General features: G+C 29.4%; 21 protein-coding genes and 1 riboswitch. All 21 genes read right to left on the bottom strand.

Features of this window, described 5'->3' with window-relative positions; all coding sequences use genetic code 11:
- Positions 1-18: 18 nt before the first annotated feature.
- Positions 19-948: a magnesium transporter CorA family protein gene (locus tag P8F83_RS01870; RefSeq protein ID WP_238902991.1), complete on the bottom strand. Its 930-nt coding sequence runs from the start codon at positions 946-948 to the stop codon at positions 19-21.
- Positions 949-1,003: 55 nt separating this feature from the next.
- Entirely contained in the window at positions 1,004-1,906 is a 903-nt protein-coding gene (gene hprK, locus P8F83_RS01865) for an HPr(Ser) kinase/phosphatase (RefSeq protein ID WP_286905310.1), read from the bottom strand.
- A gap of 26 nt (positions 1,907-1,932) precedes the next feature.
- Positions 1,933-2,124 (bottom strand): DUF896 domain-containing protein, encoded by a 192-nt coding sequence (locus tag P8F83_RS01860; RefSeq protein WP_021802837.1) that lies wholly within the window; start codon positions 2,122-2,124, stop codon positions 1,933-1,935.
- A gap of 776 nt (positions 2,125-2,900) precedes the next feature.
- On the bottom strand, positions 2,901-3,299 hold the full coding sequence (locus P8F83_RS01855) for a hypothetical protein (protein WP_326513196.1): 399 nt from the start codon (positions 3,297-3,299) through the stop codon (positions 2,901-2,903).
- 12 nt (positions 3,300-3,311) lie between these two features.
- Positions 3,312-3,560, bottom strand: coding sequence for a DUF1292 domain-containing protein (locus tag P8F83_RS01850; RefSeq protein ID WP_021802840.1), 249 nt, complete (start codon positions 3,558-3,560; stop codon positions 3,312-3,314).
- A 134-nt stretch (positions 3,561-3,694) separates the two neighbouring features.
- On the bottom strand, positions 3,695-5,998 hold the full coding sequence (gene helD / locus P8F83_RS01845; RefSeq protein ID WP_326513195.1) for an RNA polymerase recycling motor HelD: 2,304 nt from the start codon (positions 5,996-5,998) through the stop codon (positions 3,695-3,697).
- 210 nt (positions 5,999-6,208) lie between these two features.
- Positions 6,209-6,706 carry a peptide deformylase gene (gene def / locus P8F83_RS01840; RefSeq protein WP_326513194.1) on the bottom strand — a complete coding sequence of 166 codons (498 nt, stop codon included), beginning with the start codon at positions 6,704-6,706 and terminating at the stop codon, positions 6,209-6,211.
- Positions 6,707-6,853: 147 nt separating this feature from the next.
- Positions 6,854-7,576, bottom strand: coding sequence for a hypothetical protein (locus P8F83_RS01835; RefSeq protein ID WP_073017756.1), 723 nt, complete (start codon positions 7,574-7,576; stop codon positions 6,854-6,856).
- A gap of 155 nt (positions 7,577-7,731) precedes the next feature.
- Positions 7,732-7,881: a hypothetical protein gene (locus P8F83_RS01830; RefSeq protein ID WP_021802843.1), complete on the bottom strand. Its 150-nt coding sequence runs from the start codon at positions 7,879-7,881 to the stop codon at positions 7,732-7,734.
- 58 nt (positions 7,882-7,939) lie between these two features.
- On the bottom strand, positions 7,940-8,827 hold the full coding sequence (gene metF, locus P8F83_RS01825) for a methylenetetrahydrofolate reductase [NAD(P)H] (RefSeq protein WP_326513193.1): 888 nt from the start codon (positions 8,825-8,827) through the stop codon (positions 7,940-7,942).
- An 86-nt stretch (positions 8,828-8,913) separates the two neighbouring features.
- Positions 8,914-9,025, bottom strand: a riboswitch (SAM riboswitch).
- 48 nt (positions 9,026-9,073) lie between these two features.
- The gene (locus tag P8F83_RS01820; protein ID WP_326513192.1) at positions 9,074-10,210 is read right to left on the bottom strand and encodes a MalY/PatB family protein; all 1,137 of its coding nucleotides are present in this window, start codon (positions 10,208-10,210) and stop codon (positions 9,074-9,076) included.
- A 57-nt stretch (positions 10,211-10,267) separates the two neighbouring features.
- The gene (locus P8F83_RS01815) at positions 10,268-11,221 is read right to left on the bottom strand and encodes an MraY family glycosyltransferase (protein WP_286905320.1); all 954 of its coding nucleotides are present in this window, start codon (positions 11,219-11,221) and stop codon (positions 10,268-10,270) included.
- A gap of 213 nt (positions 11,222-11,434) precedes the next feature.
- Positions 11,435-12,055 carry a V-type ATP synthase subunit D gene (locus tag P8F83_RS01810; protein WP_286905321.1) on the bottom strand — a complete coding sequence of 207 codons (621 nt, stop codon included), beginning with the start codon at positions 12,053-12,055 and terminating at the stop codon, positions 11,435-11,437.
- Position 12,056: 1 nt separating this feature from the next.
- Positions 12,057-13,439, bottom strand: coding sequence for a V-type ATP synthase subunit B (locus P8F83_RS01805; protein ID WP_073017766.1), 1,383 nt, complete (start codon positions 13,437-13,439; stop codon positions 12,057-12,059).
- 12 nt (positions 13,440-13,451) lie between these two features.
- Positions 13,452-15,209 carry a V-type ATP synthase subunit A gene (locus P8F83_RS01800; protein ID WP_326513191.1) on the bottom strand — a complete coding sequence of 586 codons (1,758 nt, stop codon included), beginning with the start codon at positions 15,207-15,209 and terminating at the stop codon, positions 13,452-13,454.
- An 11-nt stretch (positions 15,210-15,220) separates the two neighbouring features.
- Positions 15,221-15,832: a V-type ATP synthase subunit E gene (locus tag P8F83_RS01795; RefSeq protein WP_326513190.1), complete on the bottom strand. Its 612-nt coding sequence runs from the start codon at positions 15,830-15,832 to the stop codon at positions 15,221-15,223.
- Between the two features lie 11 nt (positions 15,833-15,843).
- Positions 15,844-16,152 (bottom strand): V-type ATP synthase subunit F, encoded by a 309-nt coding sequence (locus P8F83_RS01790; protein ID WP_021802851.1) that lies wholly within the window; start codon positions 16,150-16,152, stop codon positions 15,844-15,846.
- An 87-nt stretch (positions 16,153-16,239) separates the two neighbouring features.
- A complete protein-coding gene (locus P8F83_RS01785; RefSeq protein ID WP_326513189.1) occupies positions 16,240-16,665 on the bottom strand; it encodes an ATP synthase subunit C in 426 nt (141 codons plus the stop codon).
- 32 nt (positions 16,666-16,697) lie between these two features.
- Positions 16,698-18,665, bottom strand: coding sequence for a V-type ATP synthase subunit I (locus P8F83_RS01780; RefSeq protein ID WP_326513188.1), 1,968 nt, complete (start codon positions 18,663-18,665; stop codon positions 16,698-16,700).
- 15 nt (positions 18,666-18,680) lie between these two features.
- Positions 18,681-19,718 (bottom strand): V-type ATPase subunit, encoded by a 1,038-nt coding sequence (locus P8F83_RS01775; protein ID WP_326513187.1) that lies wholly within the window; start codon positions 19,716-19,718, stop codon positions 18,681-18,683.
- Positions 19,719-19,727: 9 nt separating this feature from the next.
- A complete protein-coding gene (locus P8F83_RS01770; protein ID WP_326513186.1) occupies positions 19,728-20,042 on the bottom strand; it encodes a hypothetical protein in 315 nt (104 codons plus the stop codon).
- Positions 20,043-20,093: the final 51 nt, after the last annotated feature.

The raw sequence follows: 20,093 nt of genomic DNA, 5'->3' as shown, positions 1-20,093 counted from the left end.
AGTATATTCAAATTTACCTTAAAACATTTTATGTTTCTTAAAATATAAGAGCATACCAAAGGCAATAGCTAACATTAATGCTAATATTCCAAAAAAACTGTATGGGTGATCTTTAAAGGGCATGTAGTTAAATCCCATAGAAAATATTGCCGTTAATAATTCTAGCGGCAAAAATATAGTTGTAACCACAGTAAATACCTTCATAAGGTCATTAGTCTTATTAGATATTTCAGCTTCATAGGCTTCTCTAACCATAGCTAAGTCTTGAACTAAAGTTTCTATTACCTTCATGAGCTTGCTTATCTTATTATTTATATTCTTGAAATATTCTATGTACTCATCATCTATTATTCCATTTTCATTAGCAATTAAGGCATCTCCTATATATCTTAAAGGATTTAATATTTTTCTTATTTTGTAAGTCTGCCTTCTTAAAAATACTAAAGTGTCTATTTGATTTGACCGTGGAGATTTTAATATATCTATCTCTGCTTTATCAGCCATCTCTTCAACTACTGACATAATGTTGTAGTTTCTTATTATAAGTCTATCTAATATATAATATAAAACAACTTCTGGTCTTCCTTTTTTCTTTAAGGAAAAGCAATTTTTATTTGCTTTTATATCCTGTATTATCTCTTCTAAAACTGCTATCCTGTCTTTATATACAGTAATAATGAAGTTATGACTAAGAAAGATGTTAAGCTCCTTGGAGATAACATCTTTCTTATTTAAATCCAGTACATTTAGTACCATGAATATATAATCATTATAGTAATGAATTTGTGCTGATTGTGAAAAATCCATACATTCAACTATGCACTCTTCATCCAGCAAAAGTTCTAAATTATATAGCTCTTCTGCATGTAGTATTATCCAATAAAAGCTATTTTCTTTATCCCATTCCTCAACTTCTTTAAATTTATTAGAAATATCATATATTATCATAGGCCCACCTTTACTATAATATTTATTATAGTATGCCTATGTTTTAGCTATAATATTAAAGTTTATTCATTCTACTTTCTATTATATCTACTGGAGTAACTTTAGACATCAATGAATATCTATAGTTTGCAGCAGCCGCTTCTATTATAACCGCAATATTTCTACCTGGTCTCACTGGAACTACTAGTCTTCTAACATTAACCCCTAGTATATCCATAAATTCTGCGTTAGTACCTAATCTATCGTAATCTCCATCATCTTTCCAATGCTCAAAATGTATTACTAATTTTATGTCTTTTGATGGAATTATTGAGCTTAGTCCATATAAAGCAGAGATATCTATTATTCCCATTCCTCTAACTTCAAGCATTCCAAAAGTTATTTCAGGAGATGAACCCACAAGTTCCCCATCTATTTCTCTTATATCAACAGCATCGTCAGTAGCTATTCTATGCCCTCTTTTTATTAATTCTAGAGCTGTTTCACTTTTACCTATTCCGCTTTCTCCTGTTATTAATATTCCTACTCCATATACATCAACTAATACTCCATGAAGTCTTGTTTCAGGTGCCATTTTATCACCTAAATATATAGTTAACTTGCTTATAAACTTTGTTGTTATAGTATCACTTCTTAAAACCCACACTTTACTTTTTTCCGCAGCTTTTATAAGTTCTTCATGTGGTTCTAAGTCCCTTGTTATAATAATACAAGTTGAATCAAAACTTAAAAATTTATTTAATCTTTTTTTTCTGATTTCAATACCCATGTCTTCTAGGAAGCTCCACTCAGCTTTTCCTATAACCTGTATTCTTTCTGCAGCAAAATAATTATAGAATCCAGCTAGTTGTAATCCTGGTCTATTAATATCGCTTACAGTTATTTCTTTATTCGCACACCCTTCTACTAGCACTTCAAGGTTAAAGTCCTTGATAAGCTTTTCAACAGTCACAATCATTCTAAACGCCCCCATCATTAAATTAATTAATTTCTATATTTATTTGTCGGTTTATTAGGTTTAACGGTCTCTAATTGAGCCCTAAAATTACTTTTCACTGAATCTATATATCTTCTTCTTAATTTAGCTTGCTCTTCTTTTTCTTCTTCTGTTAATCCTACTTCTTTACTTTTTTTATATAATTCATTGATTCTTGCTATTAATGCATCTATGTCCATTATGTACCTTCTTCCTTATATAAAGTGAAACTTACTTCAAAGGGAGTTTCGATTTCCCACTGAAGTTTAGTTGAACTTACACTCATAGAGTGCTTTGCCCACATGGGGCACAATGTCTAGGGTCCTGCCATTGTTATCTCCCTCTTTAATATAAGATGGGAGTGTTACAATGGCTAGACATCAGATAAACTTAAAACTATTTTACAAATAAATTCAACATTTATCAAGGAAAATTATATCATATAACAGCTGTTGTTGCTAACTTTAATACATCAATTTTAACTATTTCGACATATAATTATTTTTGAATAATTTCCTATTTTTGTTAATTTGTTACATTATGTAACAAACAGCCGCACTATAAAATACTTTTTTGTAAATACTTGTCCAAACATATATATTTTTTGTAATTAATTGACATACGAAATGATTTTACATAATTTCCGAATTTGTTATAATTATCTTAAGAGATTTGTTGAAGTATCAACTAATAAATGGGGTGTTGGGTATGGGTTGTTATATACTAAATAGAAAAATTTTAATTAAAAGAGCACTTTTAAACTTCTTTTTGAAGTTTTTGTTACCTACTAATAAAATAGTTCTTAATTTAAGTCAAAGTTTGGACAAGTCAGTTTCTTTAAAACAAAAACAACTTTATAAAACTTATAAGAATAAACTAAGTTTAAAAAAAAGGACATATTTAAAGTACATAGCATAACTCTGCATAAAAAAAGAAACTCAATTAATTGAGTTTCTTTTTTTGCTTATCCATATCTTTATAGATCTAATTCTTCTACAACCTCATCAATATCTACATCTTCTTCATCTTCGCTAAATATAGCTAAAAATTCTCCAAAGGTTGGGTTATTTATATCCACATCATAAGCTACAAATTGCCCTTGAACCTCATACTCTTCTGTTATCTCTTCTATATATTCTTCAACATTGTCTAATGAGATATCATAAAGGTAAGGAAGATATAACTCTTTAAACCATTCCTCTGTTTCTGATTCATATGTTCCCTCTTCATTTGAATAAGTTCTAGCTGCTGATATTTCATCGTCATCAAAATCATAAAAGAATTTCACCAACAGATAACCTCTTTTATATTTTATCTCCTCAATGTCACTTACGCCCTTTTCTTTAAGCGCCTTAATAATTTCATTTTTTACCATATTTCCCTCTCCTTAATACAGTAATTGTTTATATTCTTTCTTAACTGCTTGAAATTCCTCATCATCTTCTACTAAGTTTAATTCTTGCTTTTCATCTACGTAGTCTACTCTAAATATATATGCATCATCTTCATTTCCATCTCCATTTAATGGGGATAGTATTAAATATTCTTGTTCTTCTAAATATATTCGTGCTATTGCCTCAAAGTCTACTTTATTTCCATCTTCATCTTTAAATGACATTATTTCTTTTTCTTCCATTATACTCACCTTTCCACTTTTTGATTATATTTTCTTCATAAAAAATTCCCCTTGAATGGGGAATTTTTAGTTACTATTAAATTCACATTAATTCTATCATAGAGCTACTCTACTAACAACCATTTCTAAAAATATTACTCTATTAATTCACTGACTTCATCATTATAAATAACGTACTCATTGTGAAGTGCACGAGTTAATGCTACATACAATAGCTTTTTGTCTTCTTCACTATCTCTGTAGACATCCTTAGATACATCATATATTATAGTGCAATCAAATTCTAAGCCTTTAGTTAGATAGGATGGTAGTATTATATTAGTTACATCTAACTCACTATCACCTTCTTTTACTAAAGTCCACTGAGTTTTGCTGTAGGCTTTTATTCTATCTCTAAGCTTTTTACAGTCTCTGAAGGTTTTACAAATTATAGCTATAGATTTTTTGTTAGTTGAAGTTATTTCCTCTACTAAATTGTCTATAGTAGATGCTAATTCTTTAAAATTACTAAATTTTATTAACTGAGGTTTTGGTCCTCTTCTTATAACTGCCTTAGCTGGTTTAGGAGCGTTTTGTTGTTTACTTAAAACTTCATTAGCAAAATCTATTATTTCAATAGTACTTCTATAGCTTTGGCTTAATGATATATAAGTGCAATCACCTTCAAATACATCTCTAATTAACCCATCCCAGCTGTCTATACCTTTGTAGCTATATATTCCTTGTCCTAAGTCTCCTACTATTGTCATAGAGCTTCCTATAGACAGCATTTTTGATACTATAAACATAAGTGGCGAGTAGTCCTGTGCTTCATCTATTACTATATGTTTAAACTTATTCTCCTCTTTAACCCCTTCAGTTTTAAATTTTAAATATAAAAGTGGAGCTATATCATCTTCATCTATTATATTCTTATCTCTGTTATTTAAAACTTCTTCCTTCATAAAATCAGCTAACACTTTAGGTATTTTCCCACCAGTAGCTTCATTAAATATTTCTTCATCTTCAAAAAGTCTGTAATATAGTCCTTCTCCACTAGAGCTGTTCCATGTATCAAAATATTCTTTAAGCTTCACTAAAGCTTCTTTTTTAAGATTATTTTTTATCTCATCTCTTTGATTATATATGCTAATTAATCTTTCTCTTCTCTCTTTGGAGTCCTCATTATTCTTTTTAATTTTATTTATCTTCAAATCATAGAATAAATCTAGCTGTTCATATATTTTTACAAGTGTATTATCTAATTTCTTTTTAAAATACTTATAAATTTCTTCTATTCTTTTATTTACTGGAAAGTGTACTAAATCTTTAAAATATAATCTCTTTATTTCTTTTTCATTATATAATGTAAAGCCTTGAACCTTTATATCTTTCAGGTTTTGTGACTCTCTTTCCCAAATGGTTATAAGTCTATCAAGTATAACCTTAAATACTAAAGAGCCTTTTACTTTACTAGAATTTTTAATTAGTTTACTTTTCTCTTGATCACCTTCAAGGATTTCCTTTAACTTATCATCTCTTGAATACACTTTACTTTTAAAGTTTAAATAGTCTTTACCTAGTAGTGCAAAAGTTTTTTGATTAACATCATAAGTTCCTAAGTTTGGAAGTATCTCAGATATATAATCTAAAAATAATTTATTAGGTGCTAAAACCAATATATCTTTTCCTGTTATTTTTTCATTATATCTATACACCAAATAAGCTAACCTATGTAAAGCTATTGTAGTTTTCCCAGATCCAGCTGATCCTTGAACAATTATAGGGAAGTTTAGTGGAGCTCTAATTATGTCGTTCTGTTCTCTTTGAATCGTTGCCACAACTTCTTTTAATTTGCTACCGGCACTTTCCTCTAGATTAATCTTCAAAAATTCATCCACTAATTGGTTTTCTTGATCTACTTCTTCACCCTTTAGTATTATCTCATTTATTCCATCATCAAAAATTTTCTCAAGGTCACCGTCTTTTATTAAAAACTTTCTCTTTAGTAATAGCTTTCCACTTATTACACCAATAGGTGATCTATAATAGGCTTCACCTTCAGTTCCACTATAATAAAGATCTGATATAGGAGCTCTCCAGTCTATTACTATTTCTTCTCCATCCTCTGAACTATATATTCCATGTTTACCTATATAAAGACTCTCAGGTATTTTTTTATCTTCTTTAAAATCAATCCTTCCAAAATACGGATTAACTATAGATTCTCTATAATTCTGAAGATTTTTATTTACAATATCATATATTATTTTTGTATTTTCTAGTTCTAAGTTATAACTGCCCTTAGCTGCTTTTTTTAAAAGTGCTATTTTATCCTTAAACTTTTCTTCTTCATCTTCTCTTTTTTTTATTTCTCGCTCTACTCTATGAATCTTTTGTTTTAAAATCTCTTGTTCTTCATTAAAATCTTTATGCATTACATCACCTTCTTTTCCCATTAAAAGGATATTATACTTCTATAAAAAATACATGTCAATAAAGAAATAGGAATATATCTAGATATATATTTCTCTATATAGATAGCTAGATATATAACTATATATAGTGTTTATGCGGCTTCAGCTCATTTTATATATAAATTCTTCTAAAATGTCTACAATATAAACTTTACTTTCCTATACAATAAAAAAAGCGACAATGTCGCTTTTTTATTCTTCGTATTCTTCTTCATCTTCGTACTCTTCTTCTTCAAGTTCAAAGATCTCAGTAGCTTTATCTGTATACATAATACCTTCAAGATGATCTATTTCATGGCAGAAGCATCTAGCTAAAAAGTCTTCTGCTTCATATTCCATTAAATCTCCGTCTTCATTCAAAGCCTGAACTACAACTCTAGTAGGTCTTTCAACCATACCTTCATAACCTACATAGCTTAAGCAGCCTTCATAATCCATCTCACTGCCTTCTTTTTCAGTTATAACAGGATTTATTAATACAATCGGCTCTGAGCCATCTCTTAAGTCTATATATATAACTCTTTTATTCACAGCTATCTGAGGTGCTGCAAGTCCAACTCCCTCAACAGTAGCTAAAGTATCCTTTAAATCCTTAACAAGGTTTAATATTTCTTCATTAATTTCTTTCACAGGCTCTGATATCTTTTTTAAATGTTCATCACCTAATTGTACGATTGTTTTAACTGCCATCGTTTTTCCCCTTTCAGTTTATATACTATAATTATTGCATATGCTACGAATTTTTGCATTAATTTTATAATTGAAATTATTTAAAAATATTCCATTATAAAAAAAACAGTACACGATTAAGATTTATCGTGTACTGTTTTAAAAAACTTATTTTCTTGTTTTAAATAATATAATCATACCTATTACTATTAAAATAAGAGCTTTCATTCCTAATGAAACTATATTTAATAGATAGTTAAAGCCATAATCAACTAAATATGTTGATGCTATTTGGAAGCCTTGAGATATACCAAATGCTATTAAAGCAATTCCTGCGATTTTAATAATTGTCTTAAACTCTTTTGAGTTTTCTACCTTAAAACCAAAGCTTTTCCCTTCTCTCATTGCCATCAAATCTAAAACTGAATATATTGATAAAATAAGCAACAAGTCATTTATTAGTCCAGTATTAAAAAATCCACCTATTGCCGCAGTTACAATGAAAATAACTAATAGCTTAGATCCTTTTTCAGAATACTCTTCATAAAGATGTCCTAATCCTGGTACTAAGGCCAAGATAATTCCTAAAAGATTTTTATTTCTAGTAGAAAAACTCCTCTCATCTTCCAAATTAATTCCGCCATTATTAATATAATCAGCGCTAACATATGCATCAATAGCTGAATAAATCCAAATTAAAACGGCAAAGTTATGAAATAAATTGTTTAATCCGTTAAAGGCATTAAATGGCCCGTATCCATAGTTTCTAAAACTCATAGAAAATATTATTGAACTTATAAGAAAAATAATTCCTCTAGTATAGGTACCTAAATAGAAATGTCCTCCTCCAGGTAATATGGAAAATATTAATGCTTTCCCTTTGCTCTTCATTACTACTCACTCCTTTTATTCTATAAACTTATAATATCTTCATTTTCTTAATATTTTTATAGTAATGTTCTTAATATTTTCTTAAAGGAGAAAATCCATAATATAAAAAGAGCCTACAAACTAATTATTTAGTCTATAGGTTCTTTTACTTAATCCTAGAAATGTGGGTCTATTTCATTTTGCTGTATTCTTTTTAAATCCTTTAATCTAAGTCTAGTTTCTTGCATTATTTTATCCCAATCTTCACCATCTATCATCATCTTTTTGGCAACTTTAAATGCGTCCTGTTGATTTTCTCTGTTCATAAAATCACTCCTTCTATGTTTAGTCATAGATATTTTTCTCAAAGAGCAATGATTTTATTTAAACAATTATATCCTTGTTTAAACTTGTAATAATCGATCCCACACTTTCTGTTATCCTTCTTGCAACCAAAGGATTATTCATAGTATATAAATGAATTCCTCTTACACCTGATGATAATAAATCAACTATCTGTTCTACTGCATAAGCTATTCCAGCATCTCTTAGAGCCTCTGGATTATGCTCATATTTATTCATAATCTTAATAAATTTTTCTGGTAATTCTGCTCCACATAAAGCGGTTATTCTCTCTATTTGCTTTTTATTTATTACCGGCATTATACCCGCTTCAATAGGTACATCTATGGATTTCTTATAACATCTTTCTAAAAAATCATAAAAAACATTATTGTTAAAAAAAAGTTGTGAAACTAAATGATCTGCCCCATTTTCCACTTTTTGTTTAAGTCTAACTATATCTAAATCCAAATCTCTACATTCAAGATGTCCTTCTGGATAACAAGCTGCACTTATTCCAAAATCCCCATATTCTTTTATATGAGATATTAATTCATATGCATATGAAAACTCACCATTTGAAGTTTTATCCTCTGGAATATCACCTCTTAAAGCTAAAATATTTTCAATATTATTTTTCTTTAAATCTTCTAGTATTGTCTCAATATCCTTTTTAGATGAACCTATACAGGTTAAATGAGCCGCTGATTCTATTCCATATTTATTTTTTATTAATGATGATAGTAAAGTTGTCTTATTATCTATAGTACTTCCCCCAGCACCATAAGTTACCGATATAAAATCTGGTTTTAAATCTTTTAAATCCTCTATAGTTTTATATATAGTATCCAATGATGATGTTGTTTTTGGTGGAAATATTTCAAACGAAAATACTACCTTTTTTTCTTTAAAAATATCCTTTATAAACATTTGTTAACCCCCTTAAAATTTAAAACAAAGATAAAAAAACCTAAAGGATATTTCCTTTAGGCATAAATAGACTTCCCCAAGCAATATCCTTATCTTCCAACTAAATAGTTGCAGGAATTAGCACCCTGTAAGTCTAAATGAAAACTTATGGGTTGCTGGGTTTCATAGGGCCAGCCCCTCCACCTCTCTCGATAAGTGTTTTTTATATTATACATTATATGATTTAAAGTGTAAATAATTTATTATTTATAACTTAAATCTTTTATTTATAGCATTCTCCATCCTATCTAAGGCTTCTTCCAAGACTTCTCTACTGCAAGCAAAATTTAATCTTAGGTATCCACTTTCACCAAAATCTCTTCCATCAGAGAAAACCACTTTTGCTTCCTTTAAGAAAAATTTATACGGATCGTCTACTCCTAATTCTCTAGCATCAATCCAGGCTAAGTAACTTCCTTCAACTTCTCCTACTTTTAAAGCTGGCATTCTTTTATTAATTTCTTCTTTTAGAAAATCTATATTATCTTTTAAATGCTTTAAAAGTTCTTGTCTCCAAGATTCCCCTTTACTATAAGCAGCCTTACACACCTCATAGTTTAATACTCCTGGTTTTGGTAGCACCCCTGCCGAAGCTTTCAAAAATTGGTTTCTTAAATCCTTATCTGGAATCACACCAAAAGCAATAGGTATTCCAGGAAGATTATATGTTTTTCCTGGACTCATTAAAGTTATGCTATTGATAAATTCATCCTTTAATGTAACCATTGGAATGTGTTTCTTTTCATAAACCAGTTCGCAATGAATTTCATCTGAACAAATTATTAAATTATGTTTTTTAGCAAAAACTATTAATTTATCTAATTCTTCTTTTGTATAAACTCTTCCTACTGGATTATGAGGATTACACAATATAAATAATTTTGTATCAGCTTTAATGAACCTCTCCATGGCTTCAAAATCAAAGGTATATGTTCCTTGTGTATGCTTTAAAGGAACCTCTATTATCTCCTTATCTGCATTAATAGGAGCACTTCTTATATTCATATACATAGGAGTATTAATCATTATAGATCCTTCAATCATCCTGCATATAACATTTACTGCTGGCATAACACTCGGAAGCCATACAAGCCAAGAGCTGTCTATTTCATAACCGTATTGCTTTTTAAAATGCTCCACTATTATTTCTGTTAATTCTTTGTCTTCCTTTGTATAACCAAATATTCCATGAGCAATTCTTTTCTCTAGAGCTTCTAAGACTTCATCTGGAGACTTAAAATCCATATCAGCTACCCATAATGGTATGTACTCTTCTCCATAATTATCCCATTTTATGTTGCCAGTATCTAATCGATTTATTTTTTCATTAAAATTTATACTCATTAAATCACCCCTTTTAAAATATTATATCTCTAAAATAAAAAAGCGAACAAGTCGCTTTTATATTTTAATAAATAATAATACTATTGATAACATACTTAATACAAAGCTTATGGCACATATATATGCCACAACTTGATTTGTGGTAAGACCTTTTTCTTGTAATCTAAAATGAATTTGGCTTCTATCGGCTTGATATACTGGTTTCCCTTCTGTATATCTTTTAAATATAACAAATATATTATCAAATATGGGTACCCCTAATGCTAATATAGGTATAAAAAGACTCATTATAGTAGCTTGTTTAAAAGCTCCATCTAAGGCTATTATTCCTAAGATAAAACCTAAAAAGTTGGCTCCTGAATCTCCCATAAAAACCACTGCTGGATGTCTATTATAATTTAAAAACCCGAGTATTGCTCCTACTAAAATAATACATACAATAGCAGAATCACTTTGATTCATAACAAGAGCTACAATAAACAACGTTACAGATGATATTGTAGAAATACTACCTGCAAGTCCATCCATTCCATCTGACCAATTTATAACTGTTGTTACCCCAAATAGCCAGGTTACAGTTAATAAAAATTGTAAAGCTATATGAAGTTGCACAAATTGACCTGTTATTGGATTAGTAAATCCAGAAAATGATATTCCGCTATTATAAACTAATATAGCAGCTAATATTTGAACCAAAAATCTTGGGTAAATAGGAAATTCCTTTCCTCTTGTTTTATAGTAATCATCAACTAGTCCTATAATTAATATTGCTAATGCTCCAATAAAAACACTTATATTTTCCTTGTTTATATTCCTTCCCATAGCTACAAAATAAACTACAAAAAAACCTATAAACATACCTACTCCACCACAAAGAGGAATCGGCTCTCTATGATTTTTTCTCTGAGTAGGCTTATCCAAAAAATCATATTTTACAAATAATTTCATCAAAAAAGGTATTATAAAATACACGATTAAAAAAGTGCTTATTAGTGCTATTACGTATTTCATAAATGCGTCTCCTTAAAACTTATAACTATACATAATTATATCCTACAGATACATATATAATCAACTTAAACAGTCTTTAATACTATTTTCTAACAAAGCACCTCCGACTCACTTCTATAATATCACATTTTTAGCCTAAAAATATTAAAATAATTATTACAATATAAACAAAAAAGCATAGAAAGTCTAAATTCTTCTATGCTTTATAAGTTATTAATATTCTATTTTATGTTTCTTTTTTACAATTTTCAATCTAAAGAAATCTTCCCTATCTTTCTCTTCTAAAACCTCTGTAACAAACTTTACTATCTCTTGGAATTTCGGAATTTGTATATTCTGAAGCGCATTGGCTCTCTTTTGGGTCTTTTTGACCTCCATAGCTAATTTGTATACAGCATTTTCAACTTCCGCTAATTCATAAGTTAAATACCTAACATTATTGAATTCTCTCATAGCCTCATCTATAGCTGCACCAGTTCTAAAAACACTATACTTAAGGTCTATGTCTTTTTTATCAAAATTTATTATAGGCACTTCAACTCCCATAACACTTTTAAATAATAATTCATAGTCATTAGCTTCTTCTACAGTCATAGAAATATCTTCAACATTTACTACACCAGATATGATGTTAGCTTCAATCAATGCTTCATATGCCTTTCCAAAAGTTATATTTATTTTTTCTTGTAACTCATGCGCAGTAGCTACATATGACATCATCTCTCTAATCAAAACATTTCTTTTTTTATCTAGTAATTCAAATCCCTTTTTAGAGAACTCTAAAGAATTTTTAGCAGCCATTAGATTTGCTTTAGTTGGCACAAAATTTTCCATATCATCTCTCCATAGCTTTATAGTATTTATTCAATATGTCTGGTGAAACTCTATCTAATTCTTTTCTAGGTAATATACCTAATACCTGCCAAGCTAAATCTAATGTTTCTTCCATTTCTCTATTTTCATCATAATCTTGTTTTAAAAATCTATTTTCAAATACTCTTCCAAACTCCATATAGTTTTTATCAAGTTCTGAAAGTTCCTCTTCTCCTATAACCTGAGCTAAGGCTATTACATCCTGAACCTTAGAATATGCTGCAAATATCTGATTAGAAACCTCACTATGATCCTCTCTAGTAAAACCTTCACCTATACCGTCTTTCATAAGTCTTGATAAAGAAGGAAGTATATTAACCGATGGATATATATCTCTTTGCTGTATGCCCCTACTTAAAACTATCTGGCCCTCTGTTATAAATCCAGTAAGGTCTGGTATAGGATGAGTTATATCATCATTTGGCATTGTAAGTATTGGTATCTGAGTTATACTGCCTTGTTTTCCTATCATCATACCTGCTCTCTCATATAAAGATGCTAAATCTGAATATAAATATCCTGGATATCCTTTTCTACTAGGAACCTCTTCTCTTAAAGATGATAGCTCTCTTAAAGCTTCACAATAGCTAGTTATATCAGTTAATATTACAAGCACATGCATACCTTCTTCAAAAGCTAAATATTCAGCGGCAGTTAAAGCACATCTTGGTGTTACTATCCTCTCTACTATAGGATCGTCTGCCAAATTAGTGAACATAACAACCTTTTCAAGAACTCCAGCTTCTTCAAAATTTTTCTTAAAGAAGTTAGCATCGTCGTATTTTATTCCCATGGCTCCAAAAACAATGCAGAAATTATCCTCATTTTCTTCTGAAATCTTAGCTTGCTTAACAATCTGCGCTGCAAGCTCATTATGTTGCATACCATTTCCAGAGAAAATGGGAAGCTTTTGTCCTCTTATAAGGGTTGATAAACAATCAATAGATGATATTCCTGTTTGAATATAGTCCCTAGGATATTTTCTTGCTACAGGATTCATAGGTCTTCCATTAACATCATACTTCTTAGATGAATATATCTCTCCACCCTTATCTCTGCATTCTCCTACCCCATTAAACTCTCTTCCTAATATATCCTTAGATAGTGGTATCTTAAGTGATTCTCCTCTAAAATGAACTGAAGTATTATCTACAGACATACCAATAGTAGATTCAAATACTTGTATTATTGCCTTGTCTTTATGAATTTGAACTACTTTGCCTTTCTTCTTATCTTTTCCATCAACTATGATATCTACAATTTCATCGTATGCAACATCTTTTACATTAGATAATACAATTAAAGGTCCTTGAACTCTATTTAAGGTTAAATACTCTTTCCTCACTCCATCCTCCTCCTATCTATATTTTGCTATAAGATTATTCATATAATTTGCTATATCGTTCTCTAGATCATCTATTTCATTTAAATTATCGTTTGGAATATTATATTTCATCTTATATATTCTTTCTATTAGATCTCTGTCCATTATTATAGCTATTGGTATTCCAAGCTTAACTGCTTTTACCCCTTGTTTATAAAAATTATTTATAACCTTTAGCATTTTATATTGCTTATCTAGTGGTACATAGGTATCCACTGCATTATAAGCATTTTGCTGAAGGAATCCTACCTTTAACGCTTTAGCAACTTCTATAATAAGCCTTTGATCATCCGGAAGAACATCTTCACCGACTAACTTAACTATTTCCAAAAGTTTATCTTCTTCATACAATAGTTTAAGCATATCTGCTCTTAAGTTAAAAATATCATCAGCTACATTCTCTTCATACCATTCTCTAAGTAATGGCAAGTATCCACTATAGCTAGCTAACCAATTAATAGCTGGATAATGTCTTGCATAAGCAAGTTTTTTATCAAGACCTAAAAAGGCTGATACAAATCGTTTGGTGTTTTGAGTAACTGGCTCTGAGAAATCTCCTCCTGCTGGTGAAACCGCTCCAATTACAGTTACTGATCCTTCTTCTTCATTTAATGTATCAACGTATCCTGCTCTCTCATAAAATTCTGCTATTCTTGAAGGTAAATAAGCTGGATATCCTTCCTCTGCTGGCATTTCCTCAAGTCTTCCTGAAATCTCTCTTAAGGCTTCTGCCCATCTTGATGTTGAATCTGCCATAATAGCTACATGATAACCCATGTCTCTAAAGTACTCAGCTAAAGTTATTCCAGTATAAATGCTGGCTTCTCTAGCTGCAACTGGCATATTAGATGTATTAGCTATCAGAATAGTTCTATTCATAAGTGCAAGATTAGTTCTAGGATCTATGAGCTTAGGAAAATCTTCTAATACCTCAGTCATTTCATTTCCACGTTCTCCGCATCCAATATAAACTATTATATCTGCATCTGACCATTTAGCTAATTGATGCTGAGTCATTGTTTTCCCAGTTCCAAATCCACCTGGTATAGCACAGGTTCCACCTTTTGCAAGTGGAAAAAACATATCAATTATTCTTTGACCTGTTATTAAGGGTCTAAATATCGTCTTCTTCTCTTTAACAGGTCTTGGTTTTCTTACTGGCCAAAGCTGGTATAGTTTAAGTTCATGAACACCATCATTATTTTCTAGAGTAACTATTACCTCTTCTATATTATATTTTCCATTTGGTTTTATATCTTTAACTTTTCCTTGTAAATCTGGAGGAACCATTAACTTATGGGTTATAGAAGGTGTTTCTTGAATTTCAGCATACACTTGACCTGCTTCTAGCTCATCACCAATATTAACCGTTACCTTTACTTCCCAAAGTTTTTCTTCATCTATAGATATAAGACCTATTCCTTCTGGTATAAATCCATCAGAATCTTCATTTATTTTCTCTAATGGTCTTTCTATTCCATCAAAAATACTTCCCAATAACCCAGGTCCTAATTTTAATGAAAGTGGATTACCTGTGGAAATCACTTTTTCTCCTATTTTAAGTCCGCCTGTTTCTTCATAAACTTGAATGGTCGCAAAATCTTCTTCTAAAATAATTATTTCACCAATTAATTTTTTTGATCCTACAGTGACCATTTCTCTCATTTTAAAGCCTTTCATTCCCTCGGCTTTTATAACAGGACCATTGACTCCTATTATTCTACCTTCCATAAAACCATCTCCTACGCTAACTTTTCCATAACCTTTATACCTATAAATTCTTTACATTCTTCTAACTTATAATAAAGACTATTATCAATTTTGAAGGTTTCTTTTTCGTCTTTCAATATTACCCCACCTATAAACTCCTCATTTGATGTTTCAACCTTTATATCTATATGAGAATATTTATTTATAGCAGATTTAATATCTTCCTCAAATCTTTTATAATCCCTATCTAGAACAATAAGATTATATTTACCTTCCTCTAGCTCATCAAAAATACTTACTAACAAGGAAATAAAATAATTTTTATATTCTTTAGATGAAATAAAATATAAAAGCCTAGCCTTAACCTCTGATAAGGTATTATTGATTAATTCTTCCTTTATTGCTAATATGGCTTTTTGTTTATTAAGTTTCTCTTTTGCAATTATTTCATTAGCTTTAATATTGTATTTCTTATCTAAGCTAATTTTAATAGTTTTTCTAAGCTCATCTATTTTTTTCTTTTCTAAAGTTATTTTTTCCAAAGCTTTCTCATCAAAAGCTTTAAGCTTTTCTTCCTTTTCATCATTGACCTTATCATATATAACTTTAGAAAATAAATTTATCTTATCCTCAATTGTAGTCATAAATATACCCCCTAAATTTTAAGACCTATTGACTCCTTTATGTATCTTAATATGGAGTCTTGTCCTTTATTAGATCCGTGTCTATCTGGAATTTCAATTATAAGCGGTTTATCCTTAGATAACTTTAACTTATATACGTAATCATTAACCATAAGTGAGATTTTTTCTGTAATTATTATTATTCCTATATCATCAGTTTTCTTTAGTTCTTCAATTTTTTCTATTACCTCTTGTCTCTCTCTAATAATTACTCCATCAATTCCAGCCATCTTCATACCTATTAGGGTATCCCTATTATCACTAATTAGAAAGCTTCTCATAACACACCTCGAATATTTATTTATAAATAACATTTAATAAACTTTCTTTAATGAAGCTGAGTTAAGCTTCTACTGAATAGCGGTGTATTATATTCTTGATAAAATCATTATAGATATTATAAGCCCATATATTGCTATTCCTTCAGCTAATCCAACAAATATCATAGTCTTTCCTAAAATCTTTGGGTCTTCAGATACAGCTCCAAGAGCAGATGACCCTACAGCTCCAACTGCATATCCAGTCCCAATAGTTGCAAGCCCAGTTGATAATCCTGCTGCTATATAACCTAATCCAGCTGCTGGATTGTATGTAGCCACATCTGCTGCTGAAGCTATAGTTGGTATATTCATTACTAACGCAAAGGTCATTATAGGTAGAAATACACCTAAATTAACCTTTAGTGCTTTTTTAACCTTGCCTTTTCCTGTTATTTCTTCTTTTCCTTGTTGAACAACTCCATATGTTATTGTTCCTATTACTATGCAAAACGTTGAAATCAATAATATTATCATTTAATTACACCTCTTCTAATAATAAATTTTCACTATTTAAAACTAACTTCTATAGGTTCAAAAAGAATTCCTCCGCCACTATAATACTTACTAAAAAGTTCATAATATTGAAGTCTTAATCCTTGAATAAATACAATAAGACCTTCAAGTCCTATTATTATTATGTTTCCAATTATTAATATTAAAATTGAAGCTACTCCATTATTGCTCATTTCCGCCATAGCAGAAAAGGCTACAAATAATCCAACATGGTTTAAAGCAAAAGCTCCTACTCTTATAAATGAAACAGTATTAGAAAACATTGATAATAATGTTTCTATAACTTCAAAACTTGCTTCTATAAAATAATCTTTAGCACCATCATTAAATAACACTTTTTTACCAGTAATCTTATTAGCTAAAGGTTGTTTTAAAAGTATAACTATCAAGCACAAAACTAAAAATACAATAACAGTAAATGTTGGTAATACATTTGTATTTGATAATTTATCTGCTACTAATAGAAGTACTCCAACATAAAAAATAAAGCCCATCAATCCTTCTTTTCCAAAAATCCCATGTTCTATATCTTTTATTTTTAATTTATTAATAATCCCAAGTACAAACCCGATTAACAAAAAGACACATCCAAAAATTATGGCTGCAACTAACATATCGTTTATTTCTTCCATAGGTCTTATTAGTACTGCATTAATAATATGCTCTGATCCAAATATGCTTCCATACAAAAATCCAAATATAGTGGAGCTGATCCCAAGGGTTTCTAATACCCCTCCCAAATTAACTCTTTTTAGCTTAATTCTTAAATATATCCCTGCTATAAATAGCACCATTCCCTGACCTACATCTCCAAACATAGCCCCAAACATCAATGTATAAGTTATAGCTAAAAATAAGGTAGGATCTATCTCATTGTAATTAGGTACACTATACATTCCTACTATACTTTGAAATGGTCTTATAAATCTATTGTTCTTTAACTTTGTAGGTGGAATAATATTTTCATTGTTAAGCTCATTTGTATTTTTTATTATTAATAATATTTTTTCGTCAAATCCTTCTAAAAGTTTTTCCAAGTCCTTTATATTGCTTTTAGGTATCCATCCAGAAGTATAAAAGAACTCCTGTGTACAAGCTGACATTTTTTTTATTTCTCCTGCTTTAAGCTCAAGCTCGTAACTATTTTTTAAAACCCCTATAATTTTATGATTTGTCTTAAAAAAGTCTTTTAGTCCAGTTTCTATATCTCTTATAGATGAGTTTACGCTATTCATCTCATTGTTTATAATTTCTAAAACTTCGCTAGGTGTACCTTCATAATGATTAGGAATTTCTATTTCCTCACAATTAGCAGATTTAAAAATTCTCTCTGCCTCAATCACTAATAATAATGGAGTAAACGATATAAATATAGTGAAATCTTTCTGTTTACAAATACTTTGGATTACTGAAGGTATATTCTCATAGTTAGCTTTAAGTTTAATCATATTTTCATTTTTAACCTTATATAATCCAACTTTAAAATTCTTCATGGAATATAAATCTTCTATAACTATAGATGAATCTTTCAAAAATTCAACAACCTCATGAGTATGCTTTAGATATTGCTTTTTATCTATTAAATCTTCTAATTGCTTTTTTAATATCTCATAAGTTGTGTATATATTCCCAAAAGTCTCCTCAACTTTATTTATATTGAACTCTATATCTTTACTTGGTTTATTATAAACTTCATATTCTTTTTGCTTCTCTAGTAATTCGTTAATTTTTTTATAACTTACTCCAATGTCATTATCATAAATATACGGCCTTATATAACCTACATCAATTAAAGCCTCTATATTATCTTCTGAAGTCTTTAAAGAAAAGTCTGATGTATTTATCTCTTGTAAAGCACTTATAGGTTGCATAAATCCACTTAACGCTAGAAGCTTAGTTAACTTATCAAAATCAGAAAAAGCTCCAACTAAATTGGCCATGTACATTTTTTCAATAGCCAAAACCTCACCTCCAAATTACAAGCTTACTGAAACATAATTCATAGCATTATTATCCCCATAGTATCTCTTTTGTTCTACAATTGAAACTATATCTTTCATTTCTATCCTGTATAGGTTTAAATAGCTCATAAGCATTCCAAAATTCTGCTTATTTTCTTTTAAGTACTTACCATAATATCTTTTTTCATACTCCCTTTCTCTTTTCTCAATAGTTTTAGTCTCATCTTGCTCGTAAATATACCCATATTTTGTATTTTTTATAATATCATGAAACTCCTCTCCATTTTTTGCATAACATAAAAGTTTAATCTTCTCTTTCGAAAGCTTAAACCCATCATAAATAGTATAATTAAAAAGCTCTTCTGAACTTAAATTGAAGAACTTTTTCCCTCTATAAATCCAGCTTAAATTTAAAAGATCACCCTCTAGACCTATTATTTCATTTATAACTTCTCTATTTTCTTTATCTAAATGTTTAAGTTCTTTTCTTATATTAGAAAAATAAATAAAATCTAATTCAGTTTCAATTCTAAATAATCCATTCATATCTATATCTTTTATAAGATTTTTTATACTTTTATAATAAATAGTCTCTTTTAATCGTTCAATCAGCACATTTAAGTCTTTTGAATCTAATAGATATGAGTAATCTAAAGTGCTTAAAGAACTTCTAGCTATCAAAGTCCTCTCTATTTCCTCTTTAGATCTACCTATATACTTTCCTCTAATTATTATTTTTAAGTCCTCTATTTCCCACTTCAAAAAAAGATTCTTAATGAATTTTCTGTATTCTCCACTAAAGTAACTAATAAATTTATTATGTATAGATACATAATGTCTATATAAAATTATTTCTAATTCCCCTCTATTTATTTTGTCGAGATCATACTGTTTCAACACTTCTCCATAATAAGTATTTTCTTTTAAAATGGTTAATACATCTTTAAACCCTTTGCTATTAAGCAGCTGATAATACTGATTCTTCTTTAACATTTTTCCTTTTAAGGTCTTTATCTTTGAATTTACAGCACTAAATTTAACTATATTCCCCATATTATTGCCTCATAATGAATTAATTATTTTTAGAAAAACTTCATTTACTATTTGATCAGAGGTCTCAGCATATTTATTTTTAATTAATTCTATAGATTCTTCTTTTTCTTTAGAAATTGACTTTGCTTTTTCCTCTGCAACCCCAAGTTTCTCCTTCATTATATCCTCTCGTATTTTCTTTTCTTCAATTGCCCACTCTTGCCTAAGTTCATTAATATTTTTTTCTAATTCCAACTCTTTTTCTATCAACAGTTTCTCTATTCCTTGGCGATAAGTTTCAGCATCTTTGTCAATACTAATAATTTTATTCATTACAAACTCCAAATTATTGACCTCCTTGATTTTATAACTCTGCTTATAATATACATTTATGTA

This window comes from Clostridium intestinale, from assembly GCF_035905475.1.
Taxonomy (GTDB): Bacteria; Bacillota; Clostridia; order Clostridiales; family Clostridiaceae; genus Clostridium_T; species Clostridium_T intestinale.
The sequence above is the reverse complement of the archived record's forward strand: the minus strand, read 5'-3'. Positions and strand labels throughout refer to the sequence as shown.

Coding starts and splice junctions, on each gene's coding strand:
- P8F83_RS01870 (WP_238902991.1), bottom strand. CDS start 948: ATGATAATATATGATATTTCTAATAAATTTAAAGAAGTTGAGGAATGG.
- hprK (WP_286905310.1), bottom strand. CDS start 1,906: ATGATTGTGACTGTTGAAAAGCTTATCAAGGACTTTAACCTTGAAGTG.
- P8F83_RS01860 (WP_021802837.1), bottom strand. CDS start 2,124: ATGGACATAGATGCATTAATAGCAAGAATCAATGAATTATATAAAAAA.
- P8F83_RS01855 (WP_326513196.1), bottom strand. CDS start 3,299: ATGGTAAAAAATGAAATTATTAAGGCGCTTAAAGAAAAGGGCGTAAGT.
- P8F83_RS01850 (WP_021802840.1), bottom strand. CDS start 3,560: ATGGAAGAAAAAGAAATAATGTCATTTAAAGATGAAGATGGAAATAAA.
- helD (WP_326513195.1), bottom strand. CDS start 5,998: ATGGGAAAAGAAGGTGATGTAATGCATAAAGATTTTAATGAAGAACAA.
- def (WP_326513194.1), bottom strand. CDS start 6,706: ATGGCAGTTAAAACAATCGTACAATTAGGTGATGAACATTTAAAAAAG.
- P8F83_RS01835 (WP_073017756.1), bottom strand. CDS start 7,576: ATGAAGAGCAAAGGGAAAGCATTAATATTTTCCATATTACCTGGAGGA.
- P8F83_RS01830 (WP_021802843.1), bottom strand. CDS start 7,881: ATGAACAGAGAAAATCAACAGGACGCATTTAAAGTTGCCAAAAAGATG.
- metF (WP_326513193.1), bottom strand. CDS start 8,827: ATGTTTATAAAGGATATTTTTAAAGAAAAAAAGGTAGTATTTTCGTTT.
- P8F83_RS01820 (WP_326513192.1), bottom strand. CDS start 10,210: ATGAGTATAAATTTTAATGAAAAAATAAATCGATTAGATACTGGCAAC.
- P8F83_RS01815 (WP_286905320.1), bottom strand. CDS start 11,221: ATGAAATACGTAATAGCACTAATAAGCACTTTTTTAATCGTGTATTTT.
- P8F83_RS01810 (WP_286905321.1), bottom strand. CDS start 12,055: ATGGAAAATTTTGTGCCAACTAAAGCAAATCTAATGGCTGCTAAAAAT.
- P8F83_RS01800 (WP_326513191.1), bottom strand. CDS start 15,209: ATGGAAGGTAGAATAATAGGAGTCAATGGTCCTGTTATAAAAGCCGAG.
- P8F83_RS01795 (WP_326513190.1), bottom strand. CDS start 15,832: ATGACTACAATTGAGGATAAGATAAATTTATTTTCTAAAGTTATATAT.
- P8F83_RS01790 (WP_021802851.1), bottom strand. CDS start 16,152: ATGAGAAGCTTTCTAATTAGTGATAATAGGGATACCCTAATAGGTATG.
- P8F83_RS01785 (WP_326513189.1), bottom strand. CDS start 16,665: ATGATAATATTATTGATTTCAACGTTTTGCATAGTAATAGGAACAATA.
- P8F83_RS01775 (WP_326513187.1), bottom strand. CDS start 19,718: ATGGGGAATATAGTTAAATTTAGTGCTGTAAATTCAAAGATAAAGACC.